The organism is Catellatospora sp. NPDC049111, from assembly GCF_040648615.1.
GTDB lineage: Bacteria > Actinomycetota > Actinomycetes > Mycobacteriales > Micromonosporaceae > Catellatospora > Catellatospora aurea.
Map to the genome: position 1 here is coordinate 102,928 of NZ_JBEZEB010000006.1, position 20,810 is coordinate 123,737.

The window sequence follows — 20,810 nt, forward strand, 5'->3', positions numbered from 1 at the left end:
CCCGGTCACAAACCGTGATTCGTGGTCCACTGGTGACTGTGCGTCGTCCTCGCTGGTACAGGGCGAGCGGGCCACAACTATCGTTACCTAAGGAAGCGAGCGATATCACCCAGCGCGTCGGACGTCAGTCCCAGAGATGCTGGCTTCCGCACATGCGGCAGGCCGGCACGGTCCCGTGCGGCAGCAGACCCAGCTTCTCCAAGGTCCACTCGTCGGTGATCTTCTCGTCTTCGGCCAGCAGCAGGATCCGGGTGAGCAGGCGCGTGGTCGCATGGTCGGCGCGCTCGACGGGCTGAAACAGCGCAGGATGCGGCGTGTCGCCGAAGCCGTACGACACGTCGCGCGGCCCCGGGCGGTCGCCGATCACGACGGCATCGGTGCCCAGGTGCAGCCGGTACACGGCGCGCGAGCCGTCGACCACGACGGTGTCGCCGTGCCGGGTGATCCGGTCCGGTCCGCCGTCGCCGAGCACGGCGGTCAGCAGTTCCGCGCGGGACCGCGCCAGGCCCGTCGAGTAGTCGCCGACGCTGCGGCGGCCGGCCCAGGCGGCCTGGTCGAGATCGCGCACCGCCTCCGAGAACACCACCGGCGGCACCCGGTCGGCGGGCACGGCGGTGTCCCCGTCGCGGAACTCCAGCCGGGTGAAGCCGACGTCGCCCGCCGCCCAGTAACCTTCCGTGGCGGCGTGCAGCACAGCGGTGTGCTCGCTCAACCGCTTCGTCGCGTGCGGCTGTGCGGTGTCGTGAAGCGACCAGCCGCGGGACGCCAGTTCCCGGGCCGCCGCGCCGCCGTCGATCACCCGGCCGGTGAAGCGGGTCGCGTCGCCGATGATTTCTTCGGGCTTCGGCGCGTACCACTCGCGGAACAGCTGCGGCACCGGCTGGCAGAGCCTGCGCCGGGCAGCTTCCGCCTGCCAATGTCCCAGCAGCCCGGCGGCGGCCAGTGAGGCGGGATGCGCCGCGCTGACCGGACCGGTGGCGTCCACGTCGTCGAGCAGCCCGAACCGTCCGGCCTGGTCCTGCCACACCAGCAGCGGCAGCAGCCCCGCCCCGGTCGGGGTGGCGCGCAGCCGGACCAGCTCCGCGGGCGGCACCGGCGCGCCGGTGGTGACGAGGCGGTGCAGTCTGCCGCGCAGCCGCGAGGCGTGGCCGCGCACGAGTTCGTGCTGCTCGCGCAGCGCCGCCATGCCCGGGTCCTCGCGTACGGCCTTGGGCAGCGACTTCAGCACGCGGCCGCCCTTGCTCGCGACGACCGCAGGTTCGCCGCCGGCGAAACCGACGGCGGCCGTATACGGCCCGACGACCAGCGGCGGCGGCACCGGCGTGGGCGAGTGTGCCTCCCCCGCCTCGTCGAGCGCGGCAGCGTCGGCAAATCCGCCGACCTGGGCCAGGTGGTCCAGCGCGACGTCCAGAGCCACCGCGTGCTGGCGTCGCCGCTCCGGGGAGAACTCCATGCCCCGCCGGTGCACCTCGCGCAGCGCCACCCAGCGGTCCAACACGGTCTCACCGTCGTCCGGCGGCAGCATCCCGTACGCCGTGAGGCCCACCGGCGAGTCCTTGGCCACCCGCGTCATGACCGGTCCGCGGCGCAGCCCGAGGGCCGCCGCGACCACGTCGTTGGGCACCAGTTTCAGCAACCGGGCCACGTCCGCGCCGCCCACCTCGGCCGCCGCCGCGAGGATCGCCGCCCGGTCGTTGCGCACCACGCGGCTCGTCGCCTGGCCCGTCTGGATCAGACGCAGCAGGCGCTCGGCCCCGGCCAGGCCGAGCAGCGGCAGCAGCGCCTGCGCGTCCCCGGCCGCCAGGCGCAGCGTGAACGCCCGCTCCTGCCGCTCCACGGGCGCGCCGTGCAGCAGTCCGATCAGCTCGCCCCGCTCGGCCGAGGTCAGCGCCGCCGCGCCCAGGTGCCGGGCGACCCGCCAGTTGCCGGTGAAGTCGAGCGCCCACCGCACGAAGCGCAGCCCGCGCGGCACCGGCAGCGTCAGCAGCCGGTCCTCGTCGAGGGCCGGCGCGCAGACCAGCTCCCACATTCGGTCGTGCAGGGTGGGCCGGAACCGGTCACCGGTGGCCGCGGCGACGACCGGGCTGCCGCGGCCGACCAGTTTGCGGACCGTGTCGGTGTCGGCGGCGAACCGCTCGACGACCTCGTCGTCCAGCGCGCCTGCCGCCTGGAGCGCGTCCAGCAGCAGTGCGCGCGACGTGCCGCAGATCTCGCCGAGCGGGGTGAGCGCGACGACGCGCAGCAGGTTCAGGTCACCGGCGTCGAGCGCCGCGACGACGAGCGCGTCGAGGCGGACGTCGGGGCTCTGCTGCCCGCCGAGCAGGGCCCGCAGCGCGGCCAGCCGCGCCGTGGTCGGCCAGGGCGCGTCGAGCACGTCGGCGGGGTCGGCGGGGTCGGTGAGCGGGAACGCCGTGTCGTACAGCCGGTCCAGCTCCTGCTCGTCGGCTTTCGGCAGACCGCGTCCCGAGCTCGCGGTCTCCAGCTGGGCCAGCATGTCCCGGGCCGTGGTCCGCAGGGCGGCGAGGTCGCCGGCGGCCCCCGCCCGGCGGGCCCGGTGGACCAGCGCCATCATCGCCAGCGTGCCGCCCGACTGCTCGAACATCGCCCACCCCTGCCGTCCACGCCTGCCGCCCATGATCCGTCCAGACCCTAAGGGACGGCTGCGACAGGCGCGGACGGGCGTGCTATCGGGGCATCAGCAAGCAGAACTCGTTGCCGCCCGGCGCGGCCATCATCACCCGACCGGCGTCGTCGCGCCCCTTGTCGAGCAGGGTCGCGCCGAGGGAGAGCAAGCGTTCGATCTCGGCCTGCTGATCACCTCCGGCCGGTGGAGCGAGGTCGAGGTACAGCCGGTCGGTGCCCGTCTTGGGCATCAGCGGCGGACCACCCCACGTGATCTTTGTGCCGCCGTACGGCGCCTGGATCGCGGTCTCCTGGTCCTGGTCCCAGACCAGGGGCCAGCCGAGCGCCGCGCTCCAGAAGTAGCCGACCTCCGGCATGCCGTCGCTGGACAGCGCGCCGATGACGCCGCAGCCCGCGAGGAAGTTGTTGCCCGGCTCGATGACGCAGAACTCGTTGCCCTCGGGGTCGGCGAGCACCACGTGGTCGGCATCGGGGCCCTGGCCCACGTCGATGTGCCGGCCGCCGAGTTCGAGCGCCGTGGCCACGGTCTGCCGCTGGGCCTGCAGGGACGCGCTCGGAAGGTCGAAGTGCGCGCGGTTCTGCCCGATCTTCGGCTCGGTGCTCGGGACGAACCGGATCCGGAACGCGGTGTCGTCATCGGGCAGGAGCACGACGCCGTCGTGCGGATCGTCGACGAGCTGCCGGCCCAGGACACCCGCCCAGAACCGCGCGAGTGGCAGCGGTTCGAGCGCGTTGAAGCAGAGTGCGGCCAGTCGACTGGTCATCGTGTGCTCACTTCCGATCCGCCGGCCGGTGGGCCAGGGCTGTGCGGCTTCCCGCACGGAACCCTAGACGCGCGGCGGTCTCACCCGCAGCCGAGTATTCGAGCAGCCCGGCGCGCGGCCCCGGGACCGCCGGTGGCGTCACGGCCGGACGGGCACGGTCACGGCGGTGACCACGAGGTCGGCGGAGGCGGCGAAACGACCGTCGAACCGCGACAGCGGGGTGTCGCCGTACCGGGGGGCGTCGATCAGCACAGTGGCGCTGAACGTGCCGGCGTCCGGATCGAAGGCGAGGTCGGCGTCGGTGAAGTCGAGCCAGCGCCGGGCCAGCGGGAACCATGCCTTGTAGACCGACTCCTTGGCGCTGAAGAGCACCCGGTCCCAGCAGACCCCGGGGTGGGCGACGGCCATCGCCCGTAGCCGGGCCAGTTCGGCGGGCAGCGCGATCGTGTCGAGCACCCCGTCCGGCAGCGGCTGGTGCGGTTCGGCGTCGACGCCGACCGACCCGAGATCGGCGGCGCGGGCGACGGCGGCGGCGCGGTAGCCCGCGCAGTGGGTGATGCTGCCGACCGTCCCGGCGGGCCACAGCGGCTGCCCGCGCTCGCCGGTGAGCAGCGGCGCGGGCGCGAAGCCGTGCCTGGCCAGCGCCTCGCGGGCGCAGCGCCGGGCGGTCGCGAACTCGGTGCGCCGCTTGTCCACCGCGCGCGCCACCAGCTGCTCCTCCTCCGGGAACAGCGGTGCGGGCACGGTGTCGTCGAACGCCTCCACCACCGTGGCGGCGGCGGGCAGCAACGGGCCCATCATGCGGGCACCGCGGCCCACTGCACCGGACGCAGCATCGCGGGCGGGGCGGACCGGGTCTTCCACTCGCGCGGGTAGCCCAGCGACACCTCCTGGAACGGCACGCCGTCGTACCAGGTCAGGCGTGGGATGTGCAGGTGGCCGTAGACGGCTGCCGCGGCGCGGTAGCGCACGTGCCAGTCGGCGGTCAGCTCGGTGCCGCACCACTGCGCGAACTGCGGGTGCCACAGCACGTCGGTCGGCTGCCGGACCAGCGGGAAGTGGTTGACCAGGAGGGTGGGCAGACCCGGGTCGACCGCGTCCAGCCGCGCGCGGGTGTACTCGACCCGGGCCAGGCACCACTCCTCGCGGCTGGCGTACGGGTCGGGGTGTAGCAGCATCTCGTCGGTGCACACGATGCCGGTGTCGTACGCGTGCTGCAACGCCATCGCCTTGGTCAGCATGCCGGGCATCCGGAACGAGTAGTCGTACAGCAGGAACAGCGGCGCGACGGCCACCGGGCCGCCCTCGCCCTCCCATACGGCGTAGTCGTCCTCCGGGGTCAGCACGCCGAGCTGCCGGCACCTCCGCACCAGGTCGAGGTAGCGGCGCTCGCCGCGGGCCTGCACCGGGTCCTGCGGCGGGGTCCACAACTCGTGGTTGCCCGGCGCCCAGATCACCTTGGCGAACCGTTCGCGGAGCCCGGCGAGCACGTCGACGACGTCGTCGAAGATCTCGCCGACGTCACCGGCGACGATGAGCCAGTCCTGCGCCGAGGTGGGCCGCAGCCCGTCGAGCAGCGCCCGGTTCTCGGCGTAGCCCACGTGCAGGTCGCTGATGGCGTAGAGCGTGCCGGGATGCATCGTCACCTCGTGCGGGGTTCGGGCGGGTGGCATCACACAGCACGGGACGGCGGTGTCCCGTGCTGTGTGGACGTGCGGTCTCAGGCCGCGCCGGCGGCGGCCTTCTCCCACTCCTCGCGGGCGGCGAGAATCGTGGGCAGGTGCTCCTTGGCCCACTCGCGGCAGGCGGCGATCGGTTCCAGCAGGGTGCGGCCCAGGTCGGTGAGCTCGTAGACGACCCGGGGCGGGATCTCCGGGTACGCCGTACGGGTGATCATTCCGTCGCGCTCCATGCCGCGCAGGGTCTGCGCGAGCACCTTCGCGGTAACGCCGCGCAGCGGGACCTGGATCTCGGTGAAGCGCCGGGGGCCGTCCTCCAGGCAGCAGATGATCAGCCCGGCCCACTTGTCGCCGATGCGGATCGGCATCGCGCTGGACGGGCAGGCCGGATCGAACATCTCTGGGTCCAATGACGTGGTCACTATCCAGAGGGTACTTAGGTACCCTTGCGGTAACAAGTACCTTCCGTTCTAGACTCGGCCACAAAGATCGGGATACACCGATACTAGGGGAAGGTCTGCATATGAGCAGGATTATCGTGTTCGGCGCCGGTGGCAAGGCCGGCCGTGCCGTCGTCGACGAGGCCGTCAAGCGCGGCCACGAGGTGACGGCCGTGGTCCGCGACCCGTCCAAGTACGCCGACCTGGGCGTCGCCGCGGTGGCGGGCGACGTGCGCGACGCGTCCTCGGTGGCGGGCCTGGCCGCCGGGCACGACGCCGCCGTGAACGCCGCGTACGACCCGCAGAGCGCCCCGGGCGACTTCTTCGTGGGCGCGGCCAACGCGTTCCTGGAGGGGCTGCCGAAGGCGGGCGTGGGCCGGGCCGTCGTGATCGGCATGGTCTCCAACCTGGAGGTCGCGCCCGGCGTGCGCATGCTGGACACGCCGGACTTCCCGGAGGCGTACAAGGAGTTCGCGCAGGGCCACACCGCGGGCCTGGACACGCTGCGCACCGCCGACACCGAGCTGGACTGGGTCGTGCTGACCCCGCCGATGGTGCTGGACCAGGCCGAGCGCACCGGCGCCTACCGCACCGGCGGCGACCAGCTGCTGGCCAAGGAGGACGGCACCAGCCACCTGTCCTACGCCGACCTGGCGGTCGCCATCGTCGACGAGATCGACAACCCGCGCCACCACCGCACCCGCGTCGCGGTCGCGGACTGATTGAGGGCGGCGTGGTGGGGCGGGCGCCATCCTGGCCGCCCCACCACGCTCAACCGAGCCGGACCCGCAGCTCATTGCGGCCGACCACCTGCAGCTTGCGGTACGCCCGGGTCAGGTGCTGCTCGACCGTGCTGACGGTGATCGACAGCTCCCGGGCGATGGCCCGGTTCGTGGAGCCCTTCGCCGCCAGCACCGCCACCTGGCGCTCGGCCAGGGTGAGCCGGTCCAGGCAGTCGGCGTACCGGTCGACGATCTTGTACTTGGCGACCGGCTCGGTCTCCGTCCGGGTGAACACGTTGCGGCACAGGTGCTCGATCGTGGACAGCAGTCCGGGCGTGCCCGCCGAGGTCAGCAAGGATTCGAAGATGGACTCGCACTTACGGGCGTGCTCGGCGTCGAGCGGGTCGTCCGACCGCCGCGGCAGCGCCTCGGCGATGGTGCTGACCGCCTTGTCGTAGTCGTTCATCGCCATGTACGCGGCGGCGACGCCGAGCTGCCAGCGCGCCAGCTCCTGCGAGTCGACCCGCCACAGCGTCATCAGCCGCCCGCAGCGCAGGTAATCCGCGAGCGCGAACAGGTGCTCGCCCGCGGCCAGGTAGAAGTGGCCCCGCGCGTACAGGTAGTGCAGGCCGTACCGGCTGTCGAACATCGGCTCGGGCAGGCGGTGCCGGAAGTAGCGCACACCCGCCTCATGGTCGCCGACGGCTGTGGTGCCCAGCAGCAGCGTGGACAGCGGCATGCCGAGCCGGATCCCCCACTGCTCCGGCGCCATCAGCTCCAGCGCGTGCTCGGCCTGGGCGATCGCTTTGGCGGTGTCACCGCCCCGCATGGTGATCTGCGCCTGGAGCGCGAGCAGTTCGGCGACCGCGGCGACGTCGCCTTCCGCGCGGGCGATCGAGGCGAAGCGCTCGCACCACGCCGCGGCGGGCGCGAACTGGTTCTCGTGCAGCAGGGTGGCCAGCGCGCTGACCACGGCCCGGGAGTTCTCCCGGCCGCGCTCCAAGGCGGTCAGCGCCGCGTGCGCGTCGGCCAGCGCGGGTTGCGTGTCGTGGCCGCCCAGCACCCGGCTGAGCGAGTGCACCGCGGCGAAGCGCGGCGACTGCTCGGTCAGCCGGCGGCTGTCGACCTTCACCCGGGCCAGCACCGACGGCAGCAGGCTCGGGTAGTCGCAGCCGATGATCAGCTGCCGGGCCCGCAGGTCGGCCACGGTGAACGCGCCCGGCGGCAGGCCGGCGATCTCCTGCTCCAGCGCGGCGACGGTCTCGGTGGCGTGCCACAGCGAGCGCGGCTCGGCGGTGCGCGGCTGCTCCCCCGCGCCGACGTGCCAGTGCCGGCGGCTGCGGCCGTCCCCGGCGAAGTCGAGGTTGCCCGCGGACCCGTCGCCGAGCATCTGCAGCACCCGCACCGGCACGAAACGGCTGGCGCTGACCCGCCGCTGGGGCTGCGGTGGCGCGGCTTCGCTGATCGGGTCGAGGTTCTCCACGGCGGCCAGCCAGGAGGCGACGTCGTCCGGGCTCGCCCCGGCCGGGACGAGCAGCTCGACGACCAGGCGGCTGAGCGACGCCCGCCGGCTGGCCGACATGTTGTGCAGCACCGCCTCGTGCGCGGCGCGGGTGCGGAACCCGGTGGCGTCGAGCAGGCCGCACGCGGTCAGCTCGGCGATCGCGCCCTCCGCGGGCTGCCCGCCGGCCACCTGCGACACCATGTCGACCGCGCCCAGTGAGCCGATCACGGCGACCGCCTCGGCGATGTCGCGGTCCTCCGGGTCGAGGGCGTGCAGGCAGTCGAGCACGGCCTGCCGGTAGGCCCGGCCGCCGACCGGGTCGACGCCGTCGGGCACGCGCCTGCCGTACCGGGCGAGGTGATCGGCCAGCAGCGCGTTCACCAGCGGCGCGCTGCCGTTGGTGACGGCGGCCAGGCGCTGCGCGAACGCCTCGCCGAGGGTGAGCCCGTGGCCGTGCCAGGCCGTGCGGACGACCTCGCACGAGGTGAGCGGCCCGAGGTCGATCCGTCGCAGGTGCGCCTGGTCGAGGAGATCGGCCCAGATCCCGGGGAACCCGGCGGCCGGGCGCGTCCGGTCGGCGCAGACCAGCAGTATCGGCTGCCCGGCCAGGCTGGCTGCCAGCTGCTTGACGAAGCGCTGCGAGGCCGGGTCGGCGTGGCGGAGGTCGTCGACCGCCACCACCACCGCGCTCGTGCCGGCCAGCGCGGACAGCCTGCCGACGAGTGTCCCGGCGTCGCTGAGCGCGGGCTCAACCGCCTGCCCCAGCGAGCCGAACAGCTGCCGCGGCACGGCCAGATGATCGGTCCGGTCGAACTTGGAGCACACCGCGGTGAGCACCAGGTCGCCCTCGTCGCGAGCGAGCTGGACGAGCAGATCGAGCAGGTACGTCTTGCCGCCGGCGGTCGGGCCGTCGAGCAGGACCACCTGGCCCGCGCCGTCGCGCGCCCGGGTCAGGGCGGACACCAGCTGTCGGTAACCGGATAGATGCACGGCAGCGCTCATCGTCGTCCCTCCCCCGTCGTGGTCCCGTACCCGGCGCCCCCCAGCGCCTCGCATGCGCAGCAACGAACCTGACACATCGAAGGGTACTGGCCACCTGTTACCGATCCGTGTCCAGAAAGAAAGGCCCCGTTGCCACCGCGACGAACTTACCGTCGGGCCGCCTATCGGGACCACCAACTGCCGACTTTCTCACTCGGTACAACGATTCGGCGTGGCTCGGAGTCTGGATTGGACATCGATATCCATGAAACTACTACGTCCGGGGGTGTCCGCGCCGGGCGTCCGCCCGCCCGGCGCGGACCTCACGCCGTCGCCGCGTCCACGGCGCTGTGTGCGGCCGCGGTGACCGAGCGCAGTTCGCCCAGCACCGCGGCCTGCTGGCCGGTCAGGTAGAAGTGCCCGCCGGGTAGCACCCGCAGCCGGAACGCCCCGCCGGTGTGCGCCGCCCAGGTCTCCACCTCGGCCACGTCCACCCGCGGGTCGGCGTCACCCACCAGCGCCAGGATCGGCGCGGCGATCCGCCGCCCCGAGTCGCAGCGGTAGGTCTCCACCGCCTGGTAGTCGGCGCGCAGCGCGGGCAGGATCATCCGGACCACCTCGTCGTCGCCGAGCAGGTCCGACTCGGTGCCGCTGAGCAGCCGCAACTCGGTGACGATGCCCTCGTCGGTGCGCTGGTGCACGTTCTCGTGCCGCACCCGCGACGGCGCCCGCCGACCCGAGGCGACCAGGGCGCGCACCGGATGCCCGGCGGCCTCGAACCGCCGCGCGGTCTCGAACGCCACCAGCGCGCCCATGCTGTGGCCGAAGAACACCACCGGCCGGTCCGCATGGGGCGCCAGCACCTCGGCCAGCCGGTCGGCGAGCCCGTCGATACTGGTCAGCGGGGGTTCGGCCCGCCGGTCCTGGCGTCCCGGATACTGCACGGCCAGCACGTCCACCGCCGGCGCGAGCTCACGCGACACCGGGAAGAAGAAGCTGGCCGAGCCGCCCGCGTGCGGGAAGCACACCAGCCGGACGGGCGCGCCGTCGGCGGGATGGAAGCGGCGCACCCAGCGCTCGGCGTCAGAGGTCTGTGCCACAGCCATCGAGCGTACTCACGCCTTCCGGTACACGTCTTTGACGGCGATCCTGCCGTCGACCACGGTGAACACGTCGATCGAGCGGTCGAGCACCTTGCCGTCGAGGCTGATCACGATCTCCAGGTACACCTTGTCGCCCGCCTCGCCGAGGTCGCCGTACGCGATCTTCACGCCCTTCGCCTCGTACTCCTTGCGCACGGCGATGAGCCTGGCCAGCAGCTCGGACATGGCGGGTTTGCGGTAGGTCGTGCCGGGCTCGGACCCCTCGGCGGCGATCCACACCCCGTCCTCGGCGAAATGCGCGATCGCGGCCTTCACGTCGTCGGCCTCGCCCGCCGCGAAGAATCCCGCGACCACGTCTGTGTTGGACATGCTGTGTCTCCCTGCTCGTTGCGGTGGATGGGTCACTTCAGGACGACCGGCAGCCGCTCCAGGCCGCGGAACTGCGCGGTGTAGCGCCAGGTCAGGTGCTCGACCGGGACGGCGAGCTGCCACGACGCGAACCGCTCCAGCAGCGCCCGGAAGACGATCTCGCCTTCGAGGCGGGCCAGCGGCGCGCCCACGCAGTGGTGGATGCCGTGCCCGAACGACAGGTGCGAACCGGCCCGCCGGTCCACGCGCAACCGGTCCGGGTCGTCGTACTGGGCCGGGTCGCGGTTGGCGGCCGGGAACGCCACGAAGACGATCTCCCCGGCGGGGATGACGACGTCGCCGACCGGGATGTCGGCGGTGCTGAACCGGATCGTGGACAGGTTCAGCGGACTCTCGAAGCGCAGGAACTCCTCGATCGCGCCGGGCAGCAGCGACGGGTCCGTACGCAGCAGTTCCTGCTGGTCGGGGTGGGTGAGCAGGGCCAGCATCCCGCTGCTGATCATGTTGGCGGTGGTCTCGTAGCCGGCGTTCATCACCAGGAAGACCGTCGACATCAATTCGGCCGGTGCGAGGCGTACGCCGTCGTCGGTCGCCTGGATCAGCGCGGAGATCATGTCGTCGGCCGGTTCGGCGGCCTTGCCCGCGATCAATTCCCGCAGGTACTGGAACGCCGCACCCAGCGCCTGCTGCTTCTCCTCCGCGGTGATGTCGACGCTGGCCAGGGCGCTGCTCCAGACCTTGAAGTCGGCGAAGCGCCCCTCGGGCACGCCCAGCAGGTTGCCGATGACGTAGATCGGCAGCGCCAGCGCGATCCGGTCGACCAGGTCGAACTCCTCCCCCGGCCGGACGCCGTCGAGCAGCTCGTCGACCTGCCGTACGATCCACGGGCGCATCTGCTCGACGCGGCGCATGGTGAACGCCTTGCCCAGCAGCCGACGCAGCCGGGTGTGGTCCGGCGGGTCGCTGAACAGCATGCTCTTGGGCTGCTCGGTCGCCGACTGGCTGCCGTCCACCGAGTGGCGGTTGACCACGCCGGGCAGCGCCACCGAGTCCTTGGACAGCCGCGGGTCGGCCAGCAGGGCACGGCCGTGCTCGTGGCTGGTCACCACCCAGGCGTTCAGCTCGGTGGCCAGTGTCTTGACGACCTGCCGGGTGACCGGGCCGTCCTGGCGCAGCCGGGCGTACGTCGTGTAGGGGTCCTGCACGAAGCTCCAGCTGAGCAGGTCGACGTCGTCGGCCTGTGGTGCGTAGGTCACGGTATTGTCCTTTCTCGACTAGGGGGGTTCAGCCCCGGGACGTCAGCCAGTGCTCGACGGCCTGCGCCGCCGCCGCGGCGTGCTCCTCGACGAGGGAGCGGTGATCTCCCGCGGCCGTGACCGCGTCGTGCGGCACGGGCCATGCGGTGCGCTCCGCCGGCCCGGCCAGGATCCGTTCGGCGCGCACCAGCAGCGTGGGCACCGGCGACGGCTCCGGTCGCCAGTCCTGGAACAGCCGCAGGTAGTGGCCCATCGCGGCGAGCTTGGCGGCGTCGACCAGCGCCACCACCTCGGGCCGGGCGGCCAGGTCCTGGAACAGCACGTCCTGCAGCGCGGTCAGCTCGGGCGCGCCGGGCGGGAAGGTGTCCAGCAGCACGACGCCGGCACAGCCGCGGCCGCGCTCGGCGAGTTCGGCGGCGACGGCGTGCGCCAGCCAGCCGCCGGAGGAGTAGCCGACCAGCACCGCTTCGCCATCGGGCACCCGGTCGGCGATCGCGGCCACAAGCGACGGCACGTCCTCTGCCAGGTCCTCGCCCGGCAGGTAGCCGGGCAGCGGCAGCGCCGACACCGGGCGTGCTCCGCGCAGGCCTCGGGCGATGCGGGCGAACTGCACCGGGCTGGCCGGGGCCACGAACGACGGCAGGCACACGAGTGCGGGCGCGGCCGATCCCTCAGCCAGCCGCACCGGCTCGCCGACGACCGGCTTGTCCGACCACGGCCGTGCGGCGGCGGCATCGGCGAGCAGGTCCATGCCCTCGCCGACCCGTCCTGCCAGGCACGCCCGCCGGAACGTCTCCACCAGGGTCTCTCCCGCCTCGGCAGCGGGCCCGCCGGGCGTCGCGAGGTGCTCGGTCACTGCGGCGACAGCTCCGGCCGTGGTGGCGAGGTGTTCGGTCAGCGTGCCCACGGTGGCGTTGTCGAACAGGGCCGCTGCGGGCAGGGCCAGCCCGGTCGCGGCGTGCAGGCGGTCGCGCAGCTCCACGGCGGACAGCGAGGTGAGCCCCAGCGCGGTGAGCGTCGTGGTCTCGTCCAGCTCGCCATCCGGGTGTCCCAGCACCGCAGCGGCCGCGGCGGCGACGAGCTGCCGCAACTCGTCCCGGCTGCGACCGGCGGAGCGCGCGGCCGGCGACGCCGGACCGGATTCCGGCGACTGCGCCCGCCGTTGCGCCGACGTGCCCGTCGCCGCGTCCGCAGGCGCCGCGCCGCGTTCCGCGCTCGAAGACGCCGTGACAGGAGCCGCGCCCGGCGTGACGTCGTCGGGTTGCCGCCGCGCGCCGGGCAGGCCGCGGGCCGGCCAGTGGCGGCGGCGCTGGAAGGCGTAGGTCGGCAGCGTGGTGCGAGCCGGGTCCGGGAAGAACGCCGACCAGTCCACGTCGGCGCGGACCGCGGCCTCGGCGAACGCGGCGACCGCGGACAGCGGTTCGGGGCGGTCGCGGCGCAGCATCGGCACGGCGGGTGCGCCCGTGTCGCCGAGGCACCCGGGCAGCAGCGCCGACAGCACGCCGTCCGGCCCGGCCTCGACGAACAGGTCCACGCCCGTGGCGTACAGCGCGGCCGCGGCGTCGGCGAACCGGACCCGCTGCCGGACCTGGCCGACCCAGTACGCAGGGTCGGCCAGCTCGCCCGGACGAGTCAGGGCACCGGTCACCGTGGACACGATCGGTATCCGGGGCTCGGCGAAGGCGAGCGCCGTCACGACGGCGCGGAACCCGTCCAGCATCGGCTCCATCAGCGGCGAGTGGAACGCGTGGCTGACCTCCAGCCGCCGCGTCCGGCGACCGCGTTCGCGCAGCTCGGCCACGATCTGGTCGACCGCGTCCTGCTCGCCGCTGACCACCACCGAGGACGGGCCGTTGACCGCGGCGACGGCGACCGCCGCGGCGTGTGCCGCCAGCAGCGGCAGGACCTCGTCCTCGGGTGCGCCGACGGCGACCATCGCCCCGCCGGGCGGCAGCGCCTGCATCAGCGCGCCCCGCGCGGCGACCAGGCGCGCCGCGTCCGGCAGCGACAGCACTCCGGCCACGTGCGCGGCGGCGATCTCGCCGACGGAGTGCCCGGCCAGCACGGCCGGGCGCACGCCCCAGGACTCCAGCAGCCGGAACAGCGCCGTCTCGACGGCGAACAGGGCCGGCTGGGCGAACCCGGTCTCCCCGAGCCCCTCCCCGGACGCGACGACCTCGCGCAGCGGCCGGGGCAGCAGCGGATCGAGGTCGGCACACACCCCGTCGAACGCGTCGCGGTACGCCGGAAACGCGGCCGCCAGGTCCAGGCCCATCCGTACCCGCTGCGCGCCCTGCCCGGTGAACAGCACCGCGACCCGGCCCGCGCCACGCCGTCCGGCGGCCGCGCCGGGGCCGGTCTCACCCCGGGCGAGCCGGGCCAACCCGTCGAGCAGGTGCTCGCGCCCGGTGCCGGACACGACCGCGCGGTGGTCGAACCGGGCCCGGGTGTGGGCCAGCGACCAGCCGACCGCCACCGGATCCGCGCCCCCCGCGACCGCCTCGTGCAGGCGCGCCGCCTGCGCCCGCAGCGCCTCGGGCGTACGCGCCGACAGCAGCCACGGCACCACCGCGGGCGGCTGCGGCGAGGCCGCGGGCGGCGGGGCGGCGGCCTCCTCCAGGATGACGTGGGCGTTGGTGCCGCTGATCCCGAACGCGGACACGCCCGCCCGACGCGGCCGGTCGCCGCGCGGCCACGGCCGGGCCTCGGTGAGCAGCCGCACCGTGCCGGAGCTCCAGTCCACGTGCGGGGTGGGCGCGTCGACGTGCAGGGTCGGCGGCAGCTCGCCGTGCCGCATCGCCAGCACCGTCTTGATCACCCCGGCCACGCCCGCGGCGGCCTGCGTGTGCCCCAGATTGGACTTGACCGAACCCAGCCACAGCGGCTCGGCCCGGTCCGCGCCGTACGTCGCGAGCAGCGCGTCGGCCTCGATCGGGTCGCCGAGCACGGTGCCGGTGCCGTGCGCCTCCACCAGGTCCACCTCGGATGGCGACAGCCTGGCCGCGGCGAGCGCCTGCCGGATGACACGCTGCTGGGACGGCCCGTTCGGGGCGGTGAGCCCGTTGGACGCGCCGTCGGAATTGACCGCCGACCCGCGCAGCACCGCCAGCACCTCGTGCCCGAGGCGGCGGGCGTCGGACAGCCGCTCCACCAGCAGCATCCCGATGCCCTCGGCCCAGCCGGTGCCGTCGGCCCCGGCCGCGAACGCCTTGCACCGGCCGTCCGGGGCCAGCCCGCGCTGCCGGGCGAACTCCACGAACCCGAACGGCGTGGACATCACCGTGACCCCGCCCGCCAGCGCCAGCGAGCACTCCCCGGCGCGCAGCGCCTGCGCGGCCAGGTGCAGCGCCACCAGCGACGACGAGCAGGCGGTGTCCAGGCTGAGGGCCGGGCCGGTGAAGCCGAACGTGTACGAGATCCGTCCGGACGCGACGCTGGCCGCGTTGCCGGTGATGAGCATGCCCTCCACGGGCCGCGGGTCCTGCGCCAGCAGCAGCGGGTAGTCCTGGCCGTTGCCGCCGACGAACACGCCGGTGTCGGAGCCGCGCAGCGCGGCCGGGTCGAGCCCGGCCCGTTCCAGGGTCTCCCAGGTGACTTCGAGCAGCAGCCGCTGCTGCGGGTCCATGCCCAGCGCCTCGCGCGGCGAGATGCCGAAGAAGGCCGCGTCGAAGGTGTCCGCGCCGTCGAGGAAGCCGCCGGTGCGCGCGTACGTGTGGCCCGAGCGGCCCGGGTCCGGGTCGTACAGGTCCTCCGGCCAGCCCCGGTCCTGCGGGAACGGGCCGATGGCATCGCCCCCGGCGGAGACCAGCCGCCACAGGTCCTCCGGTGAGCTCACCCCGCCGGGGAACCGGCACGCCATGCCGACGATCGCGATCGGCTCGGCCGTGGCGTCGACGAGGCTCTGGTTCTGCTGCCGCAGGCGCTCGTTCTCCTTCAGCGCCGCGCGCAGCCCTTCGACGAGCTGCTCCACCGAGGCCGCCATCAGCGGGCCGCGCTCTCGCCGGCCAGCCGCAGCAGGCTGTCGACGTCCATCTCGTCGATCGACCCGGCTTCGGCCGGCGCATCCCCGCGGTCGGGTTCGCCGAGGCGCAGCAGCAGGTCCAGCAGCCCGGACTGGCGCAACCGCGCCATCGGCACAGTGGCCAGCAGCTCGCGCACGGCGGCCTCCTGCGGGTCCACGACCGTCGCTGCTGCGGGAGCCAGTTCCCCGAGCAGGTACGCGGCGAGCAGGGTCGGGGTGGGCTGGTCGAACACCAGCGCGGCGGGCAGGGTCAGCCCGGTCGCGGCGGCGAGCCGGTTGCGCAGGTCCACCGAGGCCAGCGAGTCGAAGCCGATCTCGCGGAAGGCCCGGTCGGGGTCGACGGCCGCCGGGCCGGGGTGGCCCAGCACCACCGCGACCTCGGTGCGGACGAGGTCGGTGAGCAGGCGCGACGCCTCCGGGGCGGGCAGCGCGGCGACCCGCTCGGCCAGCGGCACGGCGGCGCCGTGGGCGGCCGTGCGCCGGGTGGCGGTGCGGACCAGGCCGCGCAGCAGTGGCGGCACCGCGGACCGGTCCTGGCCGTGCAGGGTGCGCAGGTCCAGGCGTACGGGCACCAGCAGCGTCTCGGCCCGCCCGAGTGCCGCGTCGAGCAGCCCGAGACCCTGGTCCGCGTCGAGCGGCGCGATGCCCGCGCGGGCCAGCCGCCGCAGGTCCGCCTCGGACAGGTCGGCGGTCATCGCCCCCGCCTGCGCCCACATGCCCCACGCCAGCGACTGGGCGGGCAGTCCCGCCGCGTGCCGGTGCGCGGCCAGCGCGTCCAGGAACGCGTTCGCGGCGGCGTAACCGGCCTGCCCGGCCCCGCCGAGCAGACCCGCCACCGACGAGAACAGCACGAACGCCGACAGTCCCCGATCGCGGGTGAGTTCGTGCAGGTGCCAGGCGGCGTCGGCCTTTGCCCGCAGCACGGTGTCGAGTCGCTGCGCGGTCTGCGCGACGAGCAGGCCGTCGTCGAGCACCCCGGCCGCGTGCACGACGGCGGTCAGCGGGTGCTCGGCGGGCACGGTGTCGAGGGCGGTGGCCAGGGCGGCCCGGTCGGACACGTCGGCCGCGACGGTGCGCACCCGCGCACCCAGTGCGGTCAACTCCTGCTCCAACTCGGCCGCGCCCGGTGCGTCGGGGCCGCGGCGGCTCACCAGCAGCAGGTTGCGTACGCCGTGCTCGCGCACCAGGTGCCGGGCGATCAGCCCGCCCAGTGCCCCGGTGGCGCCCGTGACCAGGACCGTCCCTTCCGGCACGAACGCCACCGGGGCCGGTTCCCCGGCCGCCCGGCTGAGCCGCGGGGCGCACAGCCGCCCCAGGCGTACCGCGAGTTGCGGCTCGCCCGCTGCCAGCGCCGCGGGGATCAGCGCGGCCGAGGTGCTCTCGGCATCCAGATCGACCAGCACAAACCGGTCGGGATGCTCGCTCTGCGCGGTGCGCAGCAGTCCCCAGGCGGCGGCCAGGTCCGGCGCGGCCGCCGCCCCGGTCGCCCCTCGGGTGATCACGGCCAGCCGCGACGCCGCGAACCGCGGCTCGGCCAGCCAGTTCTGGGCCAGCTCCAGTGCCGTGGCGGTGGCCGCCCGCACCCGCTGCGGCATCGTGAGGCCGGTGTCCGACGACAGTTCAACCAGCACCACCGGCGGCGCGGGGTCCAGGCCGGCCAGATCCGGCACCGACCTGATGCCCAGCTGCCAGGCGAGATCCGAGGCGTCGCCGCCGGTCGTGAGCACGGCCCATCCACTCAGGTCCACCGGCTCGGCCGGTGTCTCCACGGGGGTCCAGTCCAGGGTGTACAGCGAGTCGGCCGCGCTGGAAGCTCCCTGCCACTCGGCTCGGGGCGCGTAGCCGACCATGCCGAACACGGCGACCTGCTGCCCGGCCGGGTCGAGGGCGTCGACGCGGTGGCCGCCGTCGACCGGAACAGCGCGCACCAGCAGCCGCTGCGCGCCCGTGGCGTACACGGTCACGTCGGTCCAGCGCACCGGCACCGCGTCCGGGTCGGCGGGCGCGCTCCGCAGCGCCTGCTCGGACAGGGCGGGGTGCAGCAGGTACCCCGCTTCCGTCTCCTCGGTGAGGGCGACCTCGACCGGATCACCCGTGACCGGCTCAGCCACGGCCTGGCCCGACGCCAGGACGCCGTGGGCGTACCTGGTCCAGCCGGTGTCGTCGTCCTCGGGCCGGGCGTGCACGGTGACGGTGCGGCGCGCGTCGCCGTCGGGACCGGACACGACGACCTGCAGCCGCAGCGCCTGCTCACCGACCGGGGTCGGCAGTGGCCGGTCCAGGGTCAGCTCGGCGACCCGGCCGCAGCCGACCTGGTCGGCAGCGCGCAGCGCCAGCTCCAGCAGGACCGTGCCAGGCACGGCCGGCTCTGCGGCCAGGACGTCGTCCAGCGTTGCGCGAGTGAGCCGGCCCGTGAGCACCAGGCCACTCCCGTCGGCAAGGGGCACCGCCGCGCCCAGCAGCGTGTGCCCGGCCGCGTCGATGCCCGCCCCGGCCACGTCGCCGGATGCGGTGGCGGGCACGAGCCAGAAACGCTCGTGCTGGAAGGCGTAGCTCGGCAGGTCCACGCGCCGCGCACCGGTCCCGGCGAACAGGGCGGGCCAGTCGACGGCGTGGCCGCGGGCGTACACGGTGCCGAGGGCCTCCAGGAAGGTGACCGCCTCGTCGCGGTCGCGGCGCTGGGCGCCGACCGCCGTCACGTCGTCCGGCAGGGACTCCGCCGCCATCGCGGTGAGCACGGCGTCCGGCCCGATCTCCAGCAGCGTCGACACACCGGCGGCGGCCAGCGCGGCGACCGCGTCGGCGAACAGGACCGGTCGGCGTACGTGCTCCACCCAGTAACCCGGCCGGGTCAGCTGCTCAGCCGCCACCGGCTCGCCGGTCACGGTCGACACGAAAGGCACCGTCGGCGGGTGGAACGTCAGCCCGGCGACGACCTGCTCGAAGTCCGCCACCATCGGGTCCATCAGCGGCGAGTGGAACGCGTGGCTGACCTGCAGCCGCCTGCCGGACACGCCGAGCGCGGCCACGGCGGCGTCGACGGCCTGCTCGGCGCCGGAGACGACGACCGAGGCGGGCCCGTTCACGGCCGCCACGCTCACCAGCCCGGCGTGCTCCTGCCCGAGTCCGGCGATCGCCTGCTCGACCGACTCGCGGGAGGCGCGCACCGCGACCATCGCGCCGCCTGCGGGCAGCGCCTGCATCAGCCGTCCCCGCACCGCGACCAGGGTCGCCGCGTCGGCCAGCGACAGCACCCCGGCGACGTGTGCCGCGGCGATCTCGCCGATCGAGTGCCCGGCCACGAAGCCGGGCTGCACGCCCAGCGACTCCGCCAGCCGGAACAGCGCCACCTCGACCGCGAACAGCGCGGGCTGCGTCAGGCCCGTCTCCTGCAGCCGGTCTCCGGCGTCGATCGCCTCGCGCAGGCTGTGTCCGAGCAGCGGATCGAGCACGGCGCAGACCTCGTCGAACGCGGCCGCGTAGCTCGGGAAGGCCTCGTACAGACCGGAGCCCATGGCCGCGCGCTGCGCCCCCTGGCCGGTGAACAGCGTGCCCAGCGCGCCACGGCCGGGCGCGGTGACCGGTGACCCGCCGTGGGCGAGCGCCTCCAGGCCCGCGGCGAGTTCCGTCCGGTCGCGACCGGCCACGACGGCACGGTGCTCGAACGCCGCCCGGGACGCGAGCAGCGAGAAGCCGACGTCCACCGGCTCGGGACCGTCCTGGCCGAACAGCGGCAGCAGGCGCGACGCCTGTCCGCGCAGCGCGGCGGGAGTACGCGCGGACAGCACCAGCGGCAGCGCGGCCCGCACCCGCGCCTGGTCGCGCGACGCGGCGGGCGACGGAGCAGACGCGGGCGGCGGGACGGCCGGCACCAGCGCCCCTTCGGACGCGGAGGTTCGTCCGTCCTGATTCGGCTCCGCCGGTGGCGCGGGCTCGGTGGCCGGGGCCTGTTCGATGATGATGTGCGCGTTCGTGCCGCTGACGCCGAACGACGACACCGCCGCGCGGCGCGGCCGGTCGAGGTCGGGCCACGGGCGCGCCTCGGTCAGCAGCTCGACCGTGCCCGCCGACCAGTCCACGAACGGCGACGGGTTCGTCGCGTGCAGCGTGCGCGGCATGATGCCGTGGCGCAGCGCCTGCACCATCTTGATCACACCACCGACGCCGGCGGCCGCCTGCGCGTGCCCGATGTTCGACTTCAGCGATCCGAGCCACAGCGGGTTGTCCTCGGCCCGGCCCTGCCCGTACGTGGCCAGCAGCGCCTCGGCCTCGATCGGGTCGCCGAGCTTCGTGCCGGTGCCGTGCGCCTCGACCAGGTCCACATCGGCGGTGGACAGTCCCGCCGAGGACAGCGCCCGGCGGATCACCCGCTGCTGCGAGGGGCCGTTCGGCGCGGTGAGCCCGTTGGACGCCCCGTCCTGGTTGACCGCCGAACCGCGTACCAGCGCGAGCACCGGGTGTCCCAGGCGGCGCGCGTCCGACAGGCGCTCCAGCAGCAGCACACCCACGCCCTCCGACCAGCCGACGCCGTCGGCCTCGGCGGCGAACGACTTGCACCGGCCGTCGGCGGCCAGGCCGCGCTGGCGGCTGAACTCCACGAAGGTCGCCGGGGTGTGCATCACCGCGACCCCGCCCGCCAGCGCCGCCGTGCACTCGCCGTCGCGCAGCGCCTTGACCGCCAGGTGCAGCGCCACCAGCGACGACGAGCACGCCGTGTCCACGGTCGCGGTCGGCCCGGTCAGGCCGAAGTTGTACGCGATCCGTCCCGAGACGACGCTGGCGGCGTTGCCGGTCATCAGCACGCCTTCCAGCTCGGCCGGGATCTGGCGCAGCGGCGGGGCGTAGTCGTAGTACATGACGCCCATGAACACGCCGGTCTCCGAGCCGCGCACCGCCGCCGGGTCGATGCCCGCGTGCTCGTACGTCTCCCAGACGGTCTCCAGCAGCAGCCGCTGCTGCGGGTCCATGCCCAGCGCCTCGCGCGGCGAGATGCCGAAGAAGGCGGGGTCGAAAGCGTCGGCGTCGTGCAGGAAGCCGCCCCGGGTGCAGTACGTGCGGCCGGGACTGTCCGGGTCGGCGTCGTACAGGCCGGTCGGCCAGCCCCGGTTGACGGGGAAGTCCGAGACCGCGTCACCGCCCGCGGTGACCAGGTCCCACAGCCCGTCGGCGGAGGCGACCCCGCCCGGGTAGCGGCAGGCCATCCCGACCACGGCGATGGGCTCCACCTGCTCCAGCTCCTGGATCCGCTGGCGGGCCCGGCGCAGGTCCACCGTCACCTTGCGCAGGTAGTCGGCGATCTTCTCGGTCTCTTGCTGGCTCACGTCAGGC

At 74.3% G+C, this 20,810-nt stretch carries 12 protein-coding genes; 1 reads left to right on the forward strand and 11 read right to left on the reverse strand.

What is annotated here, in order from left to right:
- Positions 1-124 precede the first annotated feature (124 nt).
- The 5 genes from AB0B66_RS11250 to AB0B66_RS11270 form a co-directional block, all read right to left on the reverse strand.
- Complete coding sequence (locus AB0B66_RS11250; RefSeq protein ID WP_360526593.1) at positions 125-2,602, reverse strand: DUF4132 domain-containing protein; 2,478 nt, start codon at positions 2,600-2,602, stop codon at positions 125-127.
- A gap of 82 nt (positions 2,603-2,684) precedes the next feature.
- A complete protein-coding gene (locus tag AB0B66_RS11255; protein WP_360526596.1) occupies positions 2,685-3,407 on the reverse strand; it encodes a VOC family protein in 723 nt (240 codons plus the stop codon).
- 138 nt (positions 3,408-3,545) lie between these two features.
- Entirely contained in the window at positions 3,546-4,208 is a 663-nt protein-coding gene (locus tag AB0B66_RS11260; RefSeq protein ID WP_360526599.1) for a 4'-phosphopantetheinyl transferase superfamily protein, read from the reverse strand.
- Complete coding sequence (locus tag AB0B66_RS11265; protein WP_360527229.1) at positions 4,205-5,047, reverse strand: metallophosphoesterase; 843 nt, start codon at positions 5,045-5,047, stop codon at positions 4,205-4,207. Before AB0B66_RS11265 ends, AB0B66_RS11260 begins: the two co-directional genes overlap by 4 nt.
- Positions 5,048-5,127: 80 nt before the next feature.
- Entirely contained in the window at positions 5,128-5,508 is a 381-nt protein-coding gene (locus AB0B66_RS11270; RefSeq protein ID WP_360526602.1) for a helix-turn-helix domain-containing protein, read from the reverse strand.
- A 101-nt stretch (positions 5,509-5,609) separates the two neighbouring features.
- Here AB0B66_RS11270 and AB0B66_RS11275 point away from each other — a divergent pair, with 101 nt between their 5' ends.
- Positions 5,610-6,248: an NAD(P)H-binding protein gene (locus AB0B66_RS11275; RefSeq protein WP_360526605.1), complete on the forward strand. Its 639-nt coding sequence runs from the start codon at positions 5,610-5,612 to the stop codon at positions 6,246-6,248.
- A 49-nt stretch (positions 6,249-6,297) separates the two neighbouring features.
- On the opposite strand, the gene AB0B66_RS11280 is transcribed toward AB0B66_RS11275, so the two are convergent.
- From AB0B66_RS11280 to AB0B66_RS11305, 6 genes are all read right to left on the reverse strand, one after another.
- Positions 6,298-8,754 carry a LuxR C-terminal-related transcriptional regulator gene (locus AB0B66_RS11280; protein ID WP_360526608.1) on the reverse strand — a complete coding sequence of 819 codons (2,457 nt, stop codon included), beginning with the start codon at positions 8,752-8,754 and terminating at the stop codon, positions 6,298-6,300.
- Positions 8,755-9,056: 302 nt separating this feature from the next.
- Entirely contained in the window at positions 9,057-9,833 is a 777-nt protein-coding gene (locus AB0B66_RS11285; protein WP_360526611.1) for an alpha/beta fold hydrolase, read from the reverse strand.
- 15 nt (positions 9,834-9,848) lie between these two features.
- Entirely contained in the window at positions 9,849-10,205 is a 357-nt protein-coding gene (locus AB0B66_RS11290) for a nuclear transport factor 2 family protein (protein ID WP_360526614.1), read from the reverse strand.
- Between the two features lie 32 nt (positions 10,206-10,237).
- Entirely contained in the window at positions 10,238-11,461 is a 1,224-nt protein-coding gene (locus AB0B66_RS11295) for a cytochrome P450 (RefSeq protein WP_360526617.1), read from the reverse strand.
- 28 nt (positions 11,462-11,489) lie between these two features.
- Positions 11,490-15,443 carry a beta-ketoacyl synthase N-terminal-like domain-containing protein gene (locus AB0B66_RS11300; RefSeq protein WP_360526620.1) on the reverse strand — a complete coding sequence of 1,318 codons (3,954 nt, stop codon included), beginning with the start codon at positions 15,441-15,443 and terminating at the stop codon, positions 11,490-11,492.
- The gene (locus tag AB0B66_RS11305; RefSeq protein WP_360526623.1) at positions 15,443-20,803 is read right to left on the reverse strand and encodes a type I polyketide synthase; all 5,361 of its coding nucleotides are present in this window, start codon (positions 20,801-20,803) and stop codon (positions 15,443-15,445) included. The genes AB0B66_RS11300 and AB0B66_RS11305 overlap by 1 nt, the downstream gene beginning before the upstream one ends.
- Positions 20,804-20,810 lie beyond the last annotated feature (7 nt).

Excerpts from the sequence above, each read along its gene's own strand:
- AB0B66_RS11250 (WP_360526593.1), bottom strand. The coding sequence starts at position 2,602 with ATGTTCGAGCAGTCGGGCGGCACGCTGGCGATGATGGCGCTGGTCCAC.
- AB0B66_RS11255 (WP_360526596.1), bottom strand. The coding sequence starts at position 3,407 with ATGACCAGTCGACTGGCCGCACTCTGCTTCAACGCGCTCGAACCGCTG.
- AB0B66_RS11260 (WP_360526599.1), bottom strand. The coding sequence starts at position 4,208 with ATGATGGGCCCGTTGCTGCCCGCCGCCGCCACGGTGGTGGAGGCGTTC.
- AB0B66_RS11265 (WP_360527229.1), bottom strand. The coding sequence starts at position 5,047 with ATGCATCCCGGCACGCTCTACGCCATCAGCGACCTGCACGTGGGCTAC.
- AB0B66_RS11275 (WP_360526605.1), top strand. The coding sequence starts at position 5,610 with ATGAGCAGGATTATCGTGTTCGGCGCCGGTGGCAAGGCCGGCCGTGCC.
- AB0B66_RS11280 (WP_360526608.1), bottom strand. The coding sequence starts at position 8,754 with ATGAGCGCTGCCGTGCATCTATCCGGTTACCGACAGCTGGTGTCCGCC.
- AB0B66_RS11290 (WP_360526614.1), bottom strand. The coding sequence starts at position 10,205 with ATGTCCAACACAGACGTGGTCGCGGGATTCTTCGCGGCGGGCGAGGCC.
- AB0B66_RS11300 (WP_360526620.1), bottom strand. The coding sequence starts at position 15,443 with ATGGCGGCCTCGGTGGAGCAGCTCGTCGAAGGGCTGCGCGCGGCGCTG.